The sequence below is a fragment of the Roseovarius aestuarii genome (genome assembly GCF_019966515.1).
Taxonomy (GTDB): Bacteria; Pseudomonadota; Alphaproteobacteria; order Rhodobacterales; family Rhodobacteraceae; genus Roseovarius; species Roseovarius aestuarii.
Genome location: NZ_JAIMIB010000035.1, coordinates 1 through 19,772, shown reverse-complemented (window position 1 = coordinate 19,772; position 19,772 = coordinate 1). Strand labels below are relative to the sequence as shown.

Here is a 19,772-nt window from a genome sequence, read left to right as displayed (position 1 = left end):
TTCTCACTGCGCCCCGGAGACAAGACGGTCTTGCAGGAAAACATGACCCTGCATTTCATGACCGGCCTCTGGATGGAAGACTGGGGTTTCGAGATAACCGAAAGCATCCGCATCACTGAAACCGGCCATGAATGCCTGGCCGAAGTGCCGCGTAAGATGGTTGTGAAGGACTGAGCTGACGAATGCGTCGTCAATAAATGCGGCTTGTTCGATCGTGTTCTAATTGATTGTTGTCTCCAATCCTTCAGGTTTTCCCGTAACGACAAATGTCAGGCTGTCAGGGTCCAGAAGCTCTTTTGCCACGCGATTGATATGCTCCAGCGTCACCGCGTTCACCTGATCATTGCGCGTCGCAATGTAATCTGTCGGCAGCCCCTCCATCTGCATCCCGACGGCAATATTGGCAATCGGGCCGTTGCCGTCAAAGCGCAGCGGATAAGCGCCAGTCAGGTAGGTTTTGGCGTCGTTCAGCTCGGCTTCGGTCACGCCACCCTCACGAATACGCACCCATTCGGCCTGGATCACTTCGATGGCTTCGGCCACGCGATCATTTGCGGACGCGACCGACCCCATCCAGACCTGTGCGCTGTCCATGTCCAGAAGGTAGGAATAGACGCCATAGGTCAGCCCTCGCTTTTCGCGCACTTCCGTCATCAGACGGCTTTCAAACCCGCCACCGCCAAGGATGTGGTTCAGGATATAAGCGGCAAAAAAATCGTCATCGTCACGATCAATCCCGGGCTGCGCGAAGGTTGCCACCGATTGCGGCGTGTCGAAATCCACAACCATGACGCCGCCGGGCAGGTTAATTTCGGCATCCTCGGGCAATGGCCCACCGCTCGCGGGCAGGTCGCCGAGTAACTTGTCCAGCAAACCCGTCAGTTCATCAGCGGTAATATCCCCCACGGCGCTAACGTAGACCCGGTCAAGCGCCAATGCGTTGCGATGCGCCTCGAATAAATCCTCACGGGTCAACGCGCCCACCGTTTCCAGTGTACCATTGCGCGAGCTTGAGTAGGGGTGATCGCCGAAAACCAACGTGTCAAAGGCGCGTTCCGATATATTGCGCGGATCTTTCAGATCGGACTGGATGATCGAGATCACCTGTCCGCGGACCCGATCCAGATCGGCCTGTTCAATGCGCGGTTCCACGAGGCTGGCGCGCAGCAGCGTCACTGCCTCATCGCGATTTTCGGTCAGCATCTTGGCCGACACCGACACTACATCATCGCCCGTATCATAGCTGAATGACGCGGCCAGCCCTTCGACAGAACGGGCAAAGCCACGCGAATCGAGCTCCCCCGATCCTTCCTCCAAAGTTGCCATCATCAGGCTGGTCGCCCCGCGCTTGCCGGGCAGGTCCAACGCCGCACCGCCACGAAAGCGCAGTTCAAGGGCGACGAACGGAATCGAATGATCCTCGACCAGCCAGGTATTGATGCCACCGGGCGTTGTCAATTCCTGTATCCCGACCTCGGCGCGGGCGGGCAACGCGGCCAGAAGAGCGATAAAGGTAATAATAAAACGGATCATTGCGTGACCTCCGGTGCACGCAACCATCCTGTTACGGCGTTGTTGCGGTTAAAGACCAGCGTGGCGGCCTCCATGATATCCTCGGCGGTGACCGCTTCAAGCACATCGGGCCAGGCCTGCACATCAGCGATCGTCAGGCCCTGAGTCAGGGCGCGGCCATAGCGGTTCGCAATCGAGCTGACATCGTCTCGTGCATAAATCTGCGCCGCGCGCACCTGCATCTTGATGCGTTCCAACTGTTCAGCGTCAATGCCATCCTGCATGAAATCGGCAATCACCTGATCCATCGCCTGTTCGGCCTGCTCAAGCGAAACGCCCGCGCTGGGCACAACGAAGAGGTTGAAGGTCGTGTCGTCCAGCGACCGCCCGCCATACCAGGCTCCGGATTGTATTGCGATCTGACTTTCAAACTGCAGCTTTTCAACCATGACCGACGTCGTCCCGCCACCCAGAATTTCCGACAGCATGGTCAGCGCCGCCGCCTGTTCCTGCGCACCGCTGTCACGTTCGGGGGCAAGATAGGAACGGCTGACATAGGGTTGCGCCACGCGCGGGTCCTCGAAAACCAAACGGCGTTCCGCCATCTGCCGCGGCTCCTGCGCGCGTTCGCGTTGGGGCAAGTCAGGATTGGCCGGGATCACACCGTAATATGTCTCCGCCAGGGCGCGCACTTCATCGGGTTGCACATCACCTGCGACAACCAGAATGGCGTTATTGGGCGAATAATAGGTGCCATAGAACGACAACGCGTCTTCCAGTGTCAGTTCCGGCATCTCGTGACGCCAGCCGATGATCGGGACGCCATAACGGTGGTTGAGGAACTGCGCCGCGCTCGCCTGTTCGCGAAAAAGGGCGGCAGGGTTGTTCTCAACCCTCTGGTTACGCTCTTCGATGATCACATCGCGTTCGGTCAGAATCTCTTCTTCACCCAGTTGGATGTTCTTCATCCGGTCGCTTTCCATCCGCATCATCAGCTCCAGCCGGTCGGCGGCGACGCGCTGGAAATAGGCGGTGTAGTCGTAGCTGGTGAAGGCGTTGTCCGTACCGCCATTGCGCGCGACGGTGGCGGAAAATTCGCCCGGCGCCAGCTTTTCGGTGCCCTTGAAGAGCAGATGTTCAAGAAAGTGCGCGACCCCTGAGGCGCCGGGTGGCTCGTCCGCCGATCCGGCACGGTACCAGAGCATATGCACCACCACCGGCGCACGGTGATCTTCGATCACAACCACCTGCATGCCGTTATCCAGATTGAAACTGCTTACCTGTTCATCGGCACCTGCCGGCAGGGCTGCGATGATAAAGGCAAGTACGGCGATCAATCGGTGCATACGGAATTCTCCCAAGCGCCCCTAGATGAGCTTTGACAAGAACATACGGCCCTACCGCCCCGGTTCAAGCCCCGGCCCGGAAAACCTGACAGAGTTGTGAGATAAGTGGTCTATTTCTTGGGTGGCGCCGAGGGAACGGTGATGCCCGCTCGGCGCAGGCGGCGGAATTCAGCATCGCTGTTCAGCCACTGACGCCGGTAGGCGTTGGTATAGTCGTCCACCGGCCCGATATTCAGAATATTGACCCGCCCGTGACGGCGGCGCACATCGTCATCCTCTGCACGCAGGGTCTGGCGGATGCCTGGATTGACACCATAGCGGCTGGCGTGACGTACAAGGCCCGCATCGGTTGCCGGGATGCCAGCCGTTGCCAATGCCGCCGGGTTCCCGCCCAGCGCCACTGCCCCGTCTGCCAGCGGATACTGATCCGTCAGGTTCGATCCACCGGGTGTCGGGGTGGGCAGGGCCGCATAGCTTTCCGGCGCCTGCAGGGGCTTGCTGGGAATAATGGTAAACTCGTCTGGTCCGTCACCAGTCTTCTCGATCCGGCTCAAAGGTTTACCCTTGTTGCCACAGGCCGCCAGGGCCAGCATCAAGAACACCATCAATACGCGCGACACGTTCATCGCCACTCTCCTGCAACATCTGGGTCCGGTTTAGCGCATAGCAACGCGAAGGTCACGAGGGGTTTTTATCCGAAGTGAAGAGGATCAGGCCGAAAGCACCGGCAAAAACCGCAATATCAGCGACATTGAATGCATACGGGTTGTTCAGACCACAGCAAGACATGTTTAGAAAGTCCGCCACGGCGCCATAGATCAGCCGGTCGATGACATTACCCAAGGCACCACCAACCAGTATACCAACCGAAATCAATTGCCAGCGATTGGCGGCGATCCGCGAAATCCACCACAGCACGCCCACACTGATCGCCACCGCGATTGCGATCAGAATCCATCGTGTCAACGGACTGTCCTGCGAGAACAACCCGAAATTGATACCGTAATTCCACGCCATGCGGAAATTGAGGAAAGGCGGCCAGACGTCGATCTGATGCAGGTCTTTCAGGTTCATCACCTGCACCACCAGATACTTGCTGACCTGATCCAGCAGGAAGGTAAGCGTAGCCGCCAAAAGCACCGTGCGCATCTGTGGTCTGCTCCTAATGCCGGAAATGACGCATGCCCGTTAGCACCATGGCAAGCCCCGCCTCGTCTGCCGCAGAAATCACATCGTCATCACGCATCGACCCACCGGGTTGTATCACCGCGCTGGCCCCGGCCTCAGCCGCCGTCAGCAAACCGTCGGCAAAGGGAAAGAAAGCATCCGACGCCACGACACTGCCTTGGGTCAACGGTACAGGCAGGCCCAGAACCTCAGCCATGTCCTGCGCTTTGCGCGCGGCGATGCGGCAACTGTCCACGCGGCTCATCTGACCGGCGCCAACGCCGACGGTCGCACCGTCTTTGACGTAAACAATGGCGTTGGATTTGACATGTTTGGCAACCTTCCAGGCGAACAGCATATCCACCATTTCCTGATCCGTCGGCGCGCGCTTGGTCACCACCTTAAGGTCCGACAGATCAATATGGCCGCTATCCTTGTCCTGTATCAGATACCCACCCGACACCTGTTTCAGCATCATCGCCGCGTCACGCGGATCGGCCAACCCCTCGGTGGTCAGCAGGCGCAGGTTCTTCTTGGCCTCGAATATCCGCCGCGCGTCACCGTCGGCACCCGGCGCAATCACCACTTCGGTAAAAATCTGACTGATTTCTTCGGCGGTGGCGCCATCCAGCGGCTGGTTGAGCGCGATGATCCCACCAAAGGCCGAGGTACGGTCACAATCAAAGGCGCGCATATAAGCGTCTTTTAGCGTCTCGCCCCGAGCCACACCGCAAGGGTTGGCATGTTTGATAATCGCGCAAGCAGCACCTGCCCCCGGAGTGAACTCACTGACCAGTTCAAAGGCGGCATCAGTGTCGTTGATATTGTTGTAGCTCAGCTCTTTGCCTTGAAGCTGGGTCGCTGTCGCCACGCCGGGGCGGCTTGAACCTTCGATATAAAAGGCGGCGCGTTGATGCGGATTTTCACCGTAACGCAACGTCTGGGCCAAAGTACCGGCTACCGCACGGCGACGCGGCGCTTCGACATTGATCGCGCCCGCCATCCAACCCGACACCGCAGCGTCGTAAGCACCGGTTCGGGCGTAAGCCGTCTGTGCCAGGCTCTGACGGAACGCGTAGGTTGTTTTCCCGTCATTGGCGTCCAGTTCAGCCAGCAACGGCGCGTAGTCCTCGACGTCCACGACGACGCTGACAAAGCTGTGGTTCTTGGCCGCCGCGCGGATCATCGCGGGGCCGCCAATGTCGATATTTTCGATACAGGTGTCATAATCGGCACCCTTGGCGACGGTTTCTTCGAATGGGTAGAGATTCACCACCAATAGGTCGATCGCGCCGATGCCGTGGGCGTCCATTGCCGCGACGTGATCGTCGTTGTCGCGCAGGGCCAAAAGCCCGCCATGCACCATCGGATGCAACGTCTTGACCCGGCCATCCATCATTTCGGGAAAGCCGGTCACATCAGCGACATCGCGCACTTCAAGCCCTGCCTCACGCAATGCTTTCGCCGTACCGCCAGTTGACAGCAACTCGACACCACGCTCGGACAGCGCCTTGCCCAGCTCGATCAGGCCGGTCTTGTCGGATACAGAAAGAAGCGCGCGGCGCAGGGGGGCGAGGTCGGTCATGGTGGCAGCTATCCCGTGGTCGTTAGACGTTAAGTTCAGTCGTCGGCCACCGGTTCAAGCGCGTCCTGTTTGACGTCGCGAATGCTGATCGGAGTGTCCTGCGCCTTGGCAAGTGACCATCTTGTGCGGGTCGCATACTCCATTGCGACACCAGATAGAACAATCTGTTTGGTCGCACGCGGCTTCAAACGGGTTTTTTCCAGATAAACACTGGCATCCAGTGACAAATTTAATTGGCCGCCGACGCGGAAGATCCACATTTCACCGGATTTCAGCGCCATCGACACCGCTGTCCCGCCCAGATCGACCGCCGCATCGATATCCGGATGCAGATGAAACCGGATCTCAAAGGGGATACCTTGCTGTGCCCGCGCGCCCATCGCCTTGTCAAACTGCCGCCGATGATCGTCATCGATCGCGATCAGCATGTCCTCGCCCGCGATGCCGCGCCCGTCAAAGGTCATTTCGATCTTGCGCGCATGGGTCAGGCCATGAGTTTCGACATAGCCATCATGCGCGCCCTCAAACCGCAACCCGTCAGGCGCCTGGCTCATCTCCACGGGCACGTTCAGCGGCGCCATGGTCAGCCATTCCTTGCTCATGCTTCCGGTACCCAGACGCGCGCTGGACCGACCGGCCAGCACCAGAGTGGAATGCGACGGCGTGGCTCGGCCCGCCCGCCGCCAGTCACGTCCGAAACTGGCGCCTGAGCCACAATTGACTATCAGGGGGCGCCGTCCCGAGGTCAGCTCGAAGGCAAGCGTTGACGCGTGCGCATTGGCCGACGCCCGGCCCGCAGGTGGCGGCGCCGCGTCGATGATCACGCTGGTGCGCCCGGCACTCAGCCGCGCATACCCCATCGACAACCCGTCTGGCTGCCGCGTCTTGATCCCGCTTGACGCAAGCGCATTGTCCAATCGTCCTTCAAGCCCACGCCCGCCACCGTGAAACCTCGCCAGCCCACCGTCTGAATGGCGCAGGGTGCGCAAGGTGGGCGCAATCCGCTCGATCGCCCGCCAGTGTTCGCGGCTGGGGGCGCGATCCGATTCCGCCAATGCCACAGCTGCCCAATTGAGCAACGTAAACACTTCCAGCAGATCCTCGGGGTTGCGCGTAGGCAACCCGCCCTCGACCCCGATCTGGCTATCACATTCCTTGGCCAGCGCCCTGACAGCCGGATCGACATGTGCCTCCATCCCCTCAAGCGAAAGGCCAGCATAGATCAGCCCCGTCAGCGCCTCGAACCGTGCAAGGCCGGGACGCGAAGCGCGCCAGCGCCGCCCCAGAAAGATCGTCTGTTGCGCCAATGACCGATAAAACGGCCCGGTCACATCCGCGTCATTGCGCCCCAACATCACGAAAAGTGCGTGGTTGATCCAACGGATCAGCCTGCGCCCGGTCAGTTCCGGCGTCCAGCCCGGCCCCTTGCCATTGCCGAACCGCTCGATCCAGCCACTCAGCCAGTCCTGCGCCCGCTGACGTGCCGGCATATCCCCCGCCGCCGCCAGATCATCCAGCCAGACGAACCCGTGCAATTCTTCGGTGAAACTCGGGTCAGGCTCCGGCAGGTCCCAGATGCTGGTATCAGGCTGTTGCACCAGAATGCCTGCGAAGACGAAATTCCCCGCCGAAAGCTGCCGCCCGCGGGCGAAGCTGCCAATGGTGCGCGGCTCGGGTTGGGACACGAACGCCGTGGCCGGGCGCGCCAGAGCCGCGCGTCTTGCATGCGCGCGATCCATCATGCGCGTCCACCGAAGCGTCAGGTTTTCCGAGTTGAACATTGCCTTGCCTCTGAACGCTCTTTCCGGCGCCATTTTCGGCAGTATAGCGCGGTTCCCCGACAGGTCACGTAAAGATTAACGCACAAAAGGTGATCGGCATTTACCGGCGCAGGCAGGCGATGTAAAATCCGTCCATCCCGCCCTGATCCGCCCAGTAGTCGGGCCTCAACCGCAACCCACCCTCTTCGGTGATCCAGGCCGGATCAGCGCCGGGCACCGCCAGCGCATCGCGGTCAGTATAGAGCCCGTCGTGGCGGACCAGTGCCTCTTCGACCTGACATTCACCTTCATCCGGCAGCAGCGAACAAGTACAGTAAACCAGCCTGCCACCGGGTTTCAACAGGCCCACCGCATGGTCGATCATCCGCGCCTGCAGCGCGATCAACTCGCCGAAATCCGACCCATCCTTGGCGTAAGGCAGATCAGGATGCCGACGGATCGTGCCGGTGGCTGAACAGGGCGCATCCAACAAAAGCGCGTCATAACTGCCCTCGTGTTCCAACACGTCACCGGTCACGCAGGCGGCCTCAAGCCCCGTCCGTTTCAGGTTTTCCGCCACCCGTGCCATCCGACGTTCGGACAGGTCCACGGCGGTCACCTCGGCCCCGGCAGCAGCCAGTTGCAAGGTCTTCCCGCCCGGTGCAGCGCAAAGGTCTACAATTTTTTCGCCCGGTTTCGGCGCCAGAATGCTTACCGGCAGCGCCGCAGCGGCATCCTGCACCCACCAATCCCCGGTCGCAAACCCCGCCAGCGCCGAGACCTGACCGACATCGTCCAGCCGGATCGAGCCCGTGGGCAGCAGACGCCCGCCCAGCATTTCAGCCCAGCGTTCGGCACCCGCCTTGACGGTGATATCCAGCGGTGCACCGGCGAAATGCGCCTTCTCCATCATGTTGACCGGGTTCGCGCCCCAGGCAGATACCAGTGGCTCGCGCAACCAGCCAGGCAGGCGTGGCAATCGCAGATCTTTCCAGGGCTTGCCCGCATCACCCGCCATCTTACGCAGCACCGCGTTGACCAGCCCCTTCAGCTTGGCGTGGCGCCGGTCATTGCCCATCAAACCGACCAATTCGTGTACCACCCCATGCGCATCGCCACCCATGCACAGCTCGACCGTGCCAAGGCGCAAAATGTTATGCACATGCAGCGCGGGCGGCTTTCGCAATTGACGATTAAGTAACCGATCTGCCCGATCCAACCCCCGCAGCGTGTCATTGGCCAGCCGCTGCGCCCGCGCCCGATCGGCGGGCGGCAATCGGTCCAGCTTCCCACTAGCGATCAGATCCGACATAAGCCGCCCCTCGCCCAACACCTGATCCAGCAGGTAAACCGCCGAACGGCGGGCGGTGTAGTGCGGCGTATTCATCTGGCATTTTCCTTGGCGGCAAGCTGCGCGCGGCGTATATCAGGGGCAAGACGCCAAAGAAAGCCCGCCAATGAGTAATGCTCCCAAAGACCTCCCGCCCGAAGCACTCCGCGCGCTGGCCGAAGCCGAAGAGCGCCGCAGGCAAACGGCTGCACCGGACCTGCCAAAAGAACTTGGCGGCCGTAAAGGCCCCGAACCAGTGCGCTATGGCGACTGGGAAAAAAAGGGCATCACTGTTGATTTCTAGCCTCAATTCAAAGCACGAAATGCGGACTTTGCTGCCGTTAACTTCGTCTTGCTTATCGCCGAGCGAGCATTGGCAGGATCAGGCCCCATTTGGTCTCTTGAGGCAATCCGGAAGGCTCAAACCCCAGCTTCTTGTAGACCGCAATCGCCCGAGCGTTGTCTGGATGGGGATCGGTCGCGATCACAGTTGCTCCCTCATCGAAGAGAACCTGCATTCTCGTTCCAATAAATGCTGATCCATGACCAGAATCGACCATTTCAAGATCTCCGATGTACTGATCAATTCCGCGCGACCCTTTGGGAAGGTTGGCAAAATGGTGATCTTCCCATCCGTGTACCGAATAGTCCTGCATGAACGCAAAAGGCCGCTCAATGATTGAAACGATCCAGCGGGCTACCCGGGGATCAGCTAAATCCGTTTCATCATAAGGTTCATCTGAGTCCCACCATTCGCGGACATGTGGATTCGACTGCCACGCCTCCAGTAAAGCAAGATCATCTAAGTTTGCCCTGCGAAATTTGTATTGGCTGGTAGCGATCATTCCATCACTTTATCAAATCGACCGGCGGCAGGTATGGACTCATATTCGCGACTCGCGACTATTTTGGAACGCAGCTATTCGCCATCCTCAAACCAGCGACGTCACCCACAAGATCGTCGCGTCCTCATCGCTCGTCGAAATCACGTTATGCCCCATCGTGGCATCGTAATAGGCGCTGTCGCCCCGGCGCATCTCGACGGGTTCGTAGAACTCGGTATAAAGCCGGATCACCCCGGTCAGCACATAAAGGAATTCCTCGCCGTCATGGCGCACCCAGCCGTCGAACTCCTCGATATTGCGGGCGCGGATGCGGGCGCGGTAGGGTAGCATCTGCTTTTTGGTCAGGGTCTCACCCAGCAGTTCATGCTCATAGGTAGTGGTCGCCTGATGCGCGCCGGCGCCCGCCTTGGTGATCGACATTCGTCCGTTGATCTTGTCGCGCTGCGGCGGCGTGAAGAGCTGCGGTACCGAAATCTCCAGGCCCACCGCCAGTTTTTTCAACGCATCATAGGTCGGCGACATCTGCCCGTTTTCAATCTTGCTGAGCGTCGAACGTGCCAGCCCTGCCTGCGTGGCCGCCTGCTCCAGTGTCCATTTCCGCTCCTTGCGCAGCTCGCGCACCCGCGCACCAAGGTTCAGGGGCTCTGCCTCGGCGGATTTGCCGTTTTCCCGGGCGATACGGATCAGGTTGCCATGCGATTGCGTCATGTACCCAGTTTACGTCATGGCTGGCGGTACTTGCAACCAGCCGCAGGGCAGCCTAAGCCATCCAAATGACCTCACTTTTCGACCAGGGCCCGCCACCTACCTGCCCCGCATCCTTCAACATGGCCGCCCATGTGCTGGGTCGCGCTGATGCCGCGCCCGACAAGGTTGCGCTGGCAGTCATGGGCCTGACCGGCGCCGAACGCTGGAGCTTTGGCCGGATCAGGGATGCGGTGCTTGGTACCGGCACCGGCCTGCTGGAAACCGGCCTCAAACCCGGCGACATTGTGCTGATGCGGCTGGGCAATACGGTTGAATTTCCCATCGCCTACCTGGCCTGTATCGCCGTGGGGTTGGTTCCGGTGCCGACCTCCTCCCAACTGACCGAGGTCGAAGTCAAGGCCATCATCGATACGCTGGCCCCGGCGGCGATCCTGCTGGCCGAAGGCATTACCTGCCCGGCTACCGAAACGCCGACCATTGATCAGCAGACGCTGGAAACGATGCGCACCCTGCCTGCCGCGCGCTACGATATGGGCAATCCCGACCGGCTGGCCTATATCATTTATACCTCGGGCACCTCGGGCGTGCCGCGCGCGGTGGCTCATGCCCACCGGGCGATCTGGGCGCGGCAGATGATGTTCGACGGCTGGTACGGGCTGCGCGAAGACGACCGGCTCTTGCATGCCGGTGCCTTCAACTGGACCTATACACTGGGCACCGGGCTGATGGATCCGTGGACCAAAGGTGCCACCGCCCTGATCCCCGGGCCGGGGATCGACCCGGCGCAATTGCCGCTGTTGATGCGGCGCCATGACGCCACGATCTTTGCCGCCGCGCCCGGTGTTTTCCGTAAATTCCTGCGGGACGAAACGCCGCTCAACCTGCCGAAACTGCGCCACGCACTGTCCGCCGGTGAAAAGATGTCGGAGCGGGTGCGCACCAGCTGGACCGCCGCCACCGGCACGCAGATCTACGAGGCTTACGGTATGTCCGAATGCTCGACCTTCATCTCGGGCAGCCCAGCCCACCCGGCCACGCCCGGTATGCTGGGCCGTCCGCAAAAGGGCCGCCGGGTTGCGGTGATAGACGAAAGCGGCCCCGTGCCGCTGGGGGCGGAAGGCACCATCGCCATCCACCGTAGCGACCCGGGCCTGATGTTGGGCTACATGCATGCCGAAGAAGACACCGCCGCGCGGTTTCAGGGGGACTGGTTCGTCACCGGCGATCAGGGCAGTATGGATGCCGACGGCCAGATCACCTATCTGGGCCGCGCCGACGACATGATGAACGCTGGCGGCTACCGGGTCTCACCCTTAGAGGTCGAGGCAGCGCTCAACACCCATCCCGGCATCACCCAGGCCGCCGTCACCGATATCGAGGTTAAACAGGATGCGCGCCTGATCATGGCCTTCTATACCGGCCCCGGCCCCCTGCCCCCCGAGGCGCTGGAGGCCCATGCTGCCGAAAGTCTTGCCCCTTATAAACGCCCACGCGGGTTTTATTATCTTGAGACGCTGCCCACCGGGGCAAATGGCAAAATCCTGCGGCGCGAGTTGCGCCCGATCTATGAAAGCCTGAAATGATCAAGCTCGACATCATCTCCGACCCGATCTGCCCCTGGTGCTATATCGGCAAGACTCTTCTGGATCAGGCCCTGGCCCAGCGCCCGGATCACCCGTTCCAGATCGAATGGCACCCGTTTCAGCTGAACCCCGACATGCCCCCTGACGGCATGGACCGGCGCGCGTATCTAGAGGGTAAGTTCGGCGGTAAAGAGGGGGCGATCCGCGCCTATGCGCCCGTGGTGGAACGCGCCGAACAGGCCGGACTCAAGATTGATTTCGCCGCGATCAAACGCACACCCAACACGATCAACGCCCACCGTCTGCTTCACTGGGCCGGGATAGAAGAGCGTCAGGATGCAATGGCAATGGCCCTCTTTGCCGCCTATTTCGACGAGGGCCGCGATATTGGCGACAGCGAGATACTGGCAGACATCGCCGACAGTCTTGAGATGGACGGAGCAGTGATCCAGCGCCTGTTGGAAACCACTGCCGATATTGCCGACCTTCGCGCCCGCGATGCAAAGTTCCGTGAAATGGGCGTGACCGGCGTGCCCACCTTCATCGTCGGTGGCCAACAGGCTGTCCCCGGCTGCCAGCCCGCTGAATTGTGGTTGCAGGTTATAGACGAACTGACCAACGCCACCGCAGAGTCCGGCTAAGGTGATCACGGCTCATCTGCCCGCAGGCTATCTGACAGGGCAGGCTTTTGCCGCGTCTGGACCCGTTTTGTGGTGCGCGGTCACCGGAGGGTTGTTCCCGGATCTGGACCTGATCTGGTTTTACCTGATCGACAATCGCGCTATTCACCACCACCATTACTGGGTGCATATCCTTGGCTTCTGGTTTCTGGTCTTCCTTGTCGACCTACCGTTAGTCAGGATGCTCAGGCCCGGCTGGACAGGCGCGTCGCTGGCTTTTTTGCAGCGATATTTGCGCACCTTCTGCTGGATAGCATTGCGGGGGATATCAAATGGCTCTGGCCTTTTTCAGAAAATTTCTTTCACCTCATCGAGGTACCCGCCGTCCATTCCGCGTGGATTTTGAACTTTGTTTTGCACCCTGTATTTGTATTGGAAATCCTGATCTTGGGGACTGCGATAACGGTCCTCATGCATACCCACCGCAAAAGAGGAAGAGCTGAATAACCATGTTGCGCCTGTTTACACTTCTCACCACCCTGCCGCTCATTGTTCTCACCGGTACAATTTTCTTTCGCCTTGTCGAAGGCTGGAGCTGGCTTGACGCCTATTTCTTCACCGTTGTGACCCTCTCGACCGTGGGCTATGGAAGCCTCGTGCCCGTTACGGCCCTTGGCAAGATCGGCACCACGATCTTTATCTTCACCGGTCTCGGCGTCTTTGCCTTGACGATCCAGCAATTCGCTGCCTTTGCCATGCGCAAACGCGAACAGCACACCGAAAAGCTGATGGGCATCACGGCCCGGGGTGCGGTCCACGAAAGCCCGTCAGACGCAGCCAATACCGATGAAAGCGCACCCGGTTGAGGCAGATATCGCATATGGGCAAAGTAGAGTTTGTCAGCCTGATGGCCATGCTCGGCGGCGTCGTCGCCTATTCGATCGACGCGATGCTGCCCGCCCTGCCCAGCATCGGCGCCGAGTTCTCGCCTGATGCAATCAACCGCGCGCAGCTTGTGGTTACCTCCTTTGTTTTCGGCATGGGGCTGGGGACGTTCTTTGTCGGCCCGCTGTCGGATGCGTTTGGGCGCAAACGCATCATTCTGATTGGCACCGCGATCTTTGCGCTGGCGACCGTTCTGGCACTTGTTGCACCGTCGCTAAACCTGCTTGTGGCGGCACGCGTGCTTCAGGGTCTGGGCGTGTCCGCTGCCCGGATCGTTTCCATGGCGATCATCCGCGACCTTTATGCTGGCCGCGAAATGGCGCGGCTGATGTCCTTTGTGACCATGGTGTTCACCCTTGTCCCGGCGGTTGCACCACTGATCGGCAGCGGGATCATTGCCATCGCCGGGTGGCGCGGAGTGTTCGGCAGTTTCCTGATTTTCGCCGCGATCTTCAGCCTGTGGATGTCGCTCAGACTGGCCGAGCCATTGCCCCGCGAACACCGCCGCCCGTTTCGCGCGGATGCGCTCTGGCTGGCGGTGAAAGAGGTTTTGTCGCACAAGACTGTGGTCATCTCAATCGCCGTACAGACGCTTTGCCTGGGTGCGCTTTTTGCCTCGCTCAGTTCAATTCAGCAGATCATGGGCGACACTTACGATCGTGCCGCGCAGTTTCCTTACTGGTTCGGCATGACCGCGCTGATCGCCGGCGGGGTCAGCCTTTTGAATGCGGCACTGGTGCTGCGCTACGGCATGCGACAACTGGTCAGTGTCGCGCTTACAACGCAAGTAGCCCTGTGCCTGCTGGCGCTCACGCTACTTCACCTTGAATTACCACCGCAGATTGATTTCTCCGTTTATGTCATTTGGCAGGCCAGCGTTTTTGCGATGGTGGCCCTTACCCTTGGCAACCTCACCTCTCTGGCGATGGAACCGCTGGGTCATATTGCGGGCATGGCGGCCAGCGTGACGTCCGGACTGGCGACTGTCGGTTCGGTCTTGCTGGCGGTGCCCATCGGGTTGTGGTTTAACGGCTCGGCGTTGCCGCTGGTCATAGGCGTGCTGATCTGCGCCACTCTGGGCCGGGTGTTGATGATAGTGCTGAACCGCATAGAAAAAGTTCTCCAGCGGGTCTAGACTTACTTTGTATACTATTGCATACCGTATTCTAAAATAAATCTGAATACGCTAAGAGGCGTATAGCTCAACACCGGATCGAAAGGGTTCCCCGATGGTCACTTCACCCCGTCCCGACATTATCTACACCAAAGTTGATGAAGCACCAGAACTTGCAAGCGCTTCGCTTTTGCCGATCATCCAGCGGTTTGCCGCTGCCGCAGGCGTATCGGTTGGCACCAAGGACATCTCACTGGCGGGGCGTATCCTGGCCACCTTCCCCGATTTCCTGACCGAGGAACAGCGCATCCCTGATGACCTGGCAGAGTTGGGCGAGTTGGTGAAAACCCCCGATGCGAACGTAATCAAACTGCCCAACATCTCGGCCTCGGTGCCGCAGCTTGTGGCCGCAATAAGGGAATTGCAAGCGAAGGGTTTTGCCCTGCCCGACTACCCCGAATCCCCTGCCACAGAGGACGAAAAGAAGATCCGCGCGCGCTATGACACGATCAAGGGCTCGGCGGTAAACCCGGTTCTGCGCGAAGGCAATTCCGACCGGCGCGCCGCCAAAGCCGTCAAGGCCTTCGCTCAGGCCAACCCGCACCGGATGGGCGTCTGGTCTGCCGACAGCAAAACCCGCGTGGCCTCGATGTCAGGCGGCGACTTTCGCTCGAACGAGACCTCCGCGACCCTCGACAAAGAATCCACCGCCAGTATCGTTCTGGAAACCGCAAATGGCGAAACCGTGCTGAAAGACGGCGTCAGCTATCCCGCAGGCACCGTGGTCGATGCGACCTTCATGTCGGCGCAGGCGCTTGATGCCTTCCTGGCAGCCGAGATCGAAAAGACCAAGGCCGAGGGCGTTCTCTTTTCCCTGCACATGAAAGCCACGATGATGAAGGTCTCGGATCCGATCATCTTTGGTCACGCGGTCAAGACCTTCCTCGCGCCGGTATTCGAGGCGCATGGCGAGGCGATGGCCGAACTGGGCGTGAACCCCAATCAGGGGCTTGGCGCGCTGCTCGACAAGGTCAGCAGCAACGCCGGGATCACGGCAGCTATCGAGGCCTGCATGGCGGATCGCCCGCCGATGTACATGGTGAATTCCGACAAGGGCATCACCAACCTGCATGTCCCCTCGGACGTGATCATCGACGCCTCAATGCCCGCCCTGATCCGCGCCGGTGGCAAGGGCTGGGGCCCCGATGGCAAGGAACATGACGCCGTCTGCGTCATCCCCGATGACAGCTATGCGCCGGTCTATGACGAAGCTATCAATTTCTTCAAAGCCAACGGTAAGCTTAACCCGGCCACAGCCGGTACCGTGCAGAATCTCGGGCTGATGGCACAAAAGGCCGAGGAATACGGCTCGCACCCGACCACATTCGAAATCCCCGAAGACGGTACTGTCAAAATGGTGCTTGAGGATGGCACTGTGCTGCACGAGCACCGGGTCGAACAGGGTGACATCTGGCGTTCCGCCTCGGCGCGCAAGGCACCGATCGAAGACTGGGTGAACCTGGCCATAGAACGCCAGAAAACCACGGGATATCGCTCGATTTTCTGGCTGGATGAGACCCGCGCGCACGACGCAGAACTGATCGCTTATGTTAAACCCATCCTCGACGCCAAAGGTGTTTCCGACAAGTTCGAGATCATGGCCCCGCGCGATGCCACCCGCGCTTCGCTTGAGACGATCACCAAGGGCGAAAACACCATCGCCATCACGGGCAACGTTCTGCGCGACTATCTGACGGACCTCTTCCCCATTCTGGAACTAGCCACCTCGGCCAAGATGCTGTCGATCGTGAAGCTGATGCAGGGCGGCGGGCTGTTTGAGACCGGCGCCGGTGGATCCGCTCCGAAACACGTCCAGCAATTGCACGAGGAAAACCATCTGCGGTGGGACAGCCTTGGCGAGTTCTGTGCCCTGGGTGAAAGCCTCAAGTTCCTGGCCGACGCCAAGGATAACGCCCGTGCTCGCGTGCTGGGTGAGGCGGTCGAAGATGCAACCCAAGGCGTCCTTGACAACGGCCGCTCTCCCAGCCGAAAGGTGGGCGAGCCAGACAACCGCGACAGCCACTACTGGTTTGCCCGTTACTGGGCCGAGGCGCTGGCCGCGCAAGGTGACGACGCCGCATTGGCCGAAGAATTCACGCCCATCGCGGCAGCACTGGCGGAAAATGAAACGGCGATCACCAACGAGCTCGCCGCGCCGCAGGGTGATCCCGCGGATACCGGTGGTTACTACACCGCCGACCCGGCCAAACTGGCATCCGTCATGCGGCCCAGTGCAACTTTGAACGAGATCATCGGCTAGCACCCGATACGCCTTCCCGACGGGCCATCCGGCCCGTCACGCCAGTAATCCAGCCGATCGCATAGGCGCACCTTGTCGAACGACGAGTTTATGATCCAACAGCAGCGGCAGGCACTTCATTCTCGCCAAACCCGAAAAAGCTAAATTCGGTGCGCGACCCTCTCCAACCCGCCGGCCCTTGCGGGCGGTGCCGTCCATTGGGTTCGGACCAAAGGCATCCTGCCGAGCCGCCAATACACGGCAGCCTGCGGCCTTGATTGGGCGCCGGAGACAAGATTGGAAGGCAGCGCCAGAGACAAGATAACTAACACAACCTCAGGCGGCGCATCCGTGAGTGGTTTTTTCCAAAAACGCCCGTTGTTCAACACTGTTCGCCGAAAAACGGCATACCACACCTTGCGGTACTGCGATCCAGCCCTCGGCATCGGAAATCAACGGCTCCGACACCACCATGTGCCCGCCCAGACGCTCGCAGTAGCGGTAATACAGCGTCGGCGCTCTGCTGTCGGACGCATAGCGCACCGCATAAAGATGCACGCCATCGCTATAGGCCGCCGACAGGCGCATATGCGGCGTTGTGCCCCGCGCTTCGGACAGGGCCTGCATCTGCATCACCGCCTCTTCCATCGCCGCGATGGGCCGATCCTCAAGCCCAAGGCCCAGCGCAGTCAGAAAGATCGCCTCGCTGTCGGTGGCACCCTTGCGCTGTGAATAAAGCGCGTCCGGCACCGCCATATCGACCTGCTTGCGGATCGCCTCGAACCCGCCGACCTGACCGTTATGCATGAAGCTCCAGCGGCCCACGGCGAAAGGGTGGCAATTATTCCGGCTGATCGCGGATCCCGTAGAAGCACGCACATGTGCCAGGAAAAGCCGCGATTTCACCTGGCTGGCAACCGCTTTCAGGTTGGGGTCGGACCAGGCAGGATAAACATCGCGGTAAAGCCCCGGCTCAAGCCGGTGATCATACCAGGCGACACCAAAGCCGTCGGCATTGGTCGTGGTCTTGCATTCATCCGCCTGCTGGCTTTGCACGACCAACGAATGATCCGGTCGGCTGATGATCTCTTCCAGGAAGATCGGCGCGCCGGTCCACGCGGCCCAGCGGCACATTCACTGACCTCGGTTGTGGGTTTTGGCATACATCTCGGCGATCATCCGGCTGGCGGTTTTTTCAAACGCGCAGGGAATTACCGCGTGCACCATCGCGCAGCACCCGGCGGCAAAGAGTTTCAGGCCAAACTTGCCCGCAAAGGCCATATGTTCGAAATAGCTTTCATCGACGCTGCGGGGATGATCCAGAAAAACGCGGGAAATCATCATTAAGTCCTTTCGTTCGCGGTATTTGCAGCAGAGTATCCCGATACATGGTTGAAATTTTCTCAATAATTGGGCGAAATGAATTGATTTTGTGATTATTTCCCAAGATATTGTCTATTTATGAGCATTATTGACGACATTGACCGCCGCTTGTTGACAGAGCTGCAGCGCGATGCCGATCTGCCACTCGAAGAGCTGGGCAATCGTGTGGGGCTGTCGCGCAATGCCTGCTGGCGGCGCGTGAAAGCGTTGCAGGCGGCAGGCGTCATCCGCGCCCGCGTGGCCCTGCTCGACCCCGCCAGGATCGGTCTGGGGCTCGAGGTTTTCATTCAGATCAAGGCCACCCGGCATGACGCCGAATGGCTGGAAAAATTCGCCCGCGCCACCCGCGCCATCCCCGAAATAACCGGCACCTACCGGATGACCGGCGATCTCGATTACCTGATCCGCGCCCGCGTGGCCGACATGGCCGATTACGATCGGCTCTATCAGACCCTTATCGCCCGCGTGCCGATGGGTGATGTTTCGGCCAGCTTCGTGATGGAGGAAATCAAGGACACGACCGAGCTGCCGCTGCACCGTGCTGGTTCGTCGTGAAACGGTTCTGCTGACAGATATTGGCGGCATCCCCCGGTTTGCGGCTTCACATGCGTTTCAGGCCCTTCTGTTTTCTGTGCTTTCCGATATGAAGGCAGGGAACTGAGCCGAGAGGAAATCCCATGCCCTTCACCCTTGCCACCTGGAATATCAACTCGGTCCGCCTGCGCGCGCCCATCGTCTGCAAACTGCTCAGCGAGGAAGCGCCCGATGTGCTTTGCCTGCAGGAATGCAAATCACCGGTCGACAAGATCCCGGTCGAGGATTTCGCCGCGCTTGGTTACACACACTTGATCGCCCGCGGCCAGAAGGGCTATAACGGCGTCGCCATCCTGTCGCGCCTGCCGATTACCGAGGTGGGTTCCGAGGATTTCGCCAGCCTCGGCCATGCCCGCCACATCGCCGGAAAGCTGGAAAACGGCGTAACAATCCACAATTTCTACGTCCCCGCGGGCGGCGATGTGCCGGACCGCGAGAAGAACGAGAAATTTGGCCAGAAGCTCGATTACCTGACCGAAATGCGCGATTGGTTTCATAGTGACAAACCGCAAAAATCGGTACTGGTCGGCGATCTCAACATCGCACCTCGCGAGGATGACGTCTGGTCCCACAAACAACTCCTGAAAGTTGTCAGCCACACGCCCATCGAGGTCGAACAACTGGCTGAAACGCAGGATGCAGGCAACTGGGTCGACGTCACCCGCGCCGACATTCCCGACGGTCAGCTCTACAGCTGGTGGAGCTACCGCGCCCGCGACTGGGACGCCGCCGACAAGGGCCGCCGTCTGGATCATGTCTGGGCCACGCCGGGCATCTCGAACGCCGCACATTCAAGCCGCATCCTGCGCGACGCGCGCGGCTGGGAAAAACCCTCAGACCACGCCCCGGTCTTCGCCACGTTCGACCTCTGATGGCTCTATCCAGACACGTCTAACCGCTGTGCGGACAAGGACGAAGCCGCTCTCGCGGCATTGGCGCACTTGGCGGGTGTTGGACACTGATCCAGCTGTTTTGGGATTT

The 19,772-nt window shown here is 60.0% G+C and carries 19 protein-coding genes and 1 pseudogene; 9 read left to right on the top strand and 11 right to left on the bottom strand.

All coding sequences use genetic code 11. From position 1 onward, the window contains the following. Positions 1-174 (top strand): annotated as a pseudogene (locus LC334_RS22215) (ectoine hydrolase DoeA); the annotation flags it as partial. A gap of 45 nt (positions 175-219) precedes the next feature. On the opposite strand, the gene LC334_RS22210 reads toward LC334_RS22215, so the two are convergent. From LC334_RS22210 to LC334_RS22180, 7 genes are all read right to left on the bottom strand, one after another. Further along, positions 220-1,533: a M16 family metallopeptidase gene (locus LC334_RS22210; protein ID WP_085802535.1), complete on the bottom strand. Its 1,314-nt coding sequence runs from the start codon at positions 1,531-1,533 to the stop codon at positions 220-222. Further along, on the bottom strand, positions 1,530-2,858 hold the full coding sequence (locus LC334_RS22205) for a M16 family metallopeptidase (RefSeq protein WP_085802534.1): 1,329 nt from the start codon (positions 2,856-2,858) through the stop codon (positions 1,530-1,532). The genes LC334_RS22210 and LC334_RS22205 overlap by 4 nt, the downstream gene beginning before the upstream one ends. 110 nt (positions 2,859-2,968) lie before the next feature. Further along, complete coding sequence (locus tag LC334_RS22200) at positions 2,969-3,484, bottom strand: DUF3035 domain-containing protein (protein ID WP_085802533.1); 516 nt, start codon at positions 3,482-3,484, stop codon at positions 2,969-2,971. A gap of 52 nt (positions 3,485-3,536) precedes the next feature. Then, positions 3,537-4,007 (bottom strand): signal peptidase II, encoded by a 471-nt coding sequence (lspA, locus tag LC334_RS22195; RefSeq protein ID WP_085802532.1) that lies wholly within the window; start codon positions 4,005-4,007, stop codon positions 3,537-3,539. 13 nt (positions 4,008-4,020) lie between these two features. Beyond that, complete coding sequence (purH, locus tag LC334_RS22190) at positions 4,021-5,610, bottom strand: bifunctional phosphoribosylaminoimidazolecarboxamide formyltransferase/IMP cyclohydrolase (RefSeq protein ID WP_085802531.1); 1,590 nt, start codon at positions 5,608-5,610, stop codon at positions 4,021-4,023. Positions 5,611-5,645: 35 nt separating this feature from the next. Continuing rightward, on the bottom strand, positions 5,646-7,391 hold the full coding sequence (locus LC334_RS22185; protein ID WP_244900086.1) for a heparinase II/III family protein: 1,746 nt from the start codon (positions 7,389-7,391) through the stop codon (positions 5,646-5,648). 100 nt (positions 7,392-7,491) lie between these two features. After that, entirely contained in the window at positions 7,492-8,757 is a 1,266-nt protein-coding gene (locus LC334_RS22180; RefSeq protein ID WP_085802530.1) for an RsmB/NOP family class I SAM-dependent RNA methyltransferase, read from the bottom strand. A 70-nt stretch (positions 8,758-8,827) separates the two neighbouring features. On the opposite strand from LC334_RS22180, the gene LC334_RS22175 reads away from it, so the two are divergent. Further along, positions 8,828-9,004, top strand: coding sequence for a DUF1674 domain-containing protein (locus LC334_RS22175; protein ID WP_085802529.1), 177 nt, complete (start codon positions 8,828-8,830; stop codon positions 9,002-9,004). A 52-nt stretch (positions 9,005-9,056) separates the two neighbouring features. Here the strand turns inward: LC334_RS22175 and LC334_RS22170 are convergent, their stop codons facing one another. Both LC334_RS22170 and LC334_RS22165 read right to left on the bottom strand, forming a co-directional pair. Continuing rightward, positions 9,057-9,545, bottom strand: coding sequence for a GNAT family N-acetyltransferase (locus LC334_RS22170; RefSeq protein WP_085802528.1), 489 nt, complete (start codon positions 9,543-9,545; stop codon positions 9,057-9,059). Positions 9,546-9,632: 87 nt separating this feature from the next. Continuing rightward, positions 9,633-10,253 carry a helix-turn-helix domain-containing protein gene (locus LC334_RS22165; protein WP_085802527.1) on the bottom strand — a complete coding sequence of 207 codons (621 nt, stop codon included), beginning with the start codon at positions 10,251-10,253 and terminating at the stop codon, positions 9,633-9,635. 65 nt (positions 10,254-10,318) lie between these two features. Here LC334_RS22165 and LC334_RS22160 point away from each other — a divergent pair, with 65 nt between their 5' ends. The 5 genes from LC334_RS22160 (at position 10,319) to LC334_RS22140 (ending at position 16,835) form a co-directional block, all read left to right on the top strand. After that, positions 10,319-11,836 (top strand): class I adenylate-forming enzyme family protein, encoded by a 1,518-nt coding sequence (locus LC334_RS22160; RefSeq protein WP_085802526.1) that lies wholly within the window; start codon positions 10,319-10,321, stop codon positions 11,834-11,836. Next, entirely contained in the window at positions 11,833-12,477 is a 645-nt protein-coding gene (locus tag LC334_RS22155; protein WP_085802525.1) for a DsbA family oxidoreductase, read from the top strand. The genes LC334_RS22160 and LC334_RS22155 overlap by 4 nt, the downstream gene beginning before the upstream one ends. A gap of 488 nt (positions 12,478-12,965) precedes the next feature. Beyond that, positions 12,966-13,322: a potassium channel family protein gene (locus LC334_RS22150; RefSeq protein WP_085802523.1), complete on the top strand. Its 357-nt coding sequence runs from the start codon at positions 12,966-12,968 to the stop codon at positions 13,320-13,322. Between the two features lie 14 nt (positions 13,323-13,336). Then, positions 13,337-14,536 (top strand): multidrug effflux MFS transporter, encoded by a 1,200-nt coding sequence (locus tag LC334_RS22145; RefSeq protein ID WP_085802522.1) that lies wholly within the window; start codon positions 13,337-13,339, stop codon positions 14,534-14,536. 94 nt (positions 14,537-14,630) lie between these two features. Next, the gene (locus tag LC334_RS22140) at positions 14,631-16,835 is read left to right on the top strand and encodes an NADP-dependent isocitrate dehydrogenase (RefSeq protein ID WP_085802521.1); all 2,205 of its coding nucleotides are present in this window, start codon (positions 14,631-14,633) and stop codon (positions 16,833-16,835) included. A gap of 315 nt (positions 16,836-17,150) precedes the next feature. Here the strand turns inward: LC334_RS22140 and LC334_RS22135 are convergent, their stop codons facing one another. Together LC334_RS22135 and LC334_RS22130 are read right to left on the bottom strand one after the other, a co-directional pair. Beyond that, positions 17,151-17,948, bottom strand: coding sequence for a class II glutamine amidotransferase (locus tag LC334_RS22135; protein ID WP_085802520.1), 798 nt, complete (start codon positions 17,946-17,948; stop codon positions 17,151-17,153). After that, positions 17,949-18,155, bottom strand: a complete 207-nt coding sequence (locus LC334_RS22130; protein ID WP_085802536.1) for a DUF6356 family protein — start codon at positions 18,153-18,155, stop codon at positions 17,949-17,951. 120 nt (positions 18,156-18,275) lie between these two features. On the opposite strand from LC334_RS22130, the gene LC334_RS22125 reads away from it, so the two are divergent. Continuing rightward, complete coding sequence (locus LC334_RS22125) at positions 18,276-18,752, top strand: Lrp/AsnC family transcriptional regulator (RefSeq protein WP_085802519.1); 477 nt, start codon at positions 18,276-18,278, stop codon at positions 18,750-18,752. A gap of 122 nt (positions 18,753-18,874) precedes the next feature. After that, positions 18,875-19,663, top strand: coding sequence for an exodeoxyribonuclease III (locus LC334_RS22120; RefSeq protein WP_085802518.1), 789 nt, complete (start codon positions 18,875-18,877; stop codon positions 19,661-19,663). Positions 19,664-19,772 lie beyond the last annotated feature (109 nt).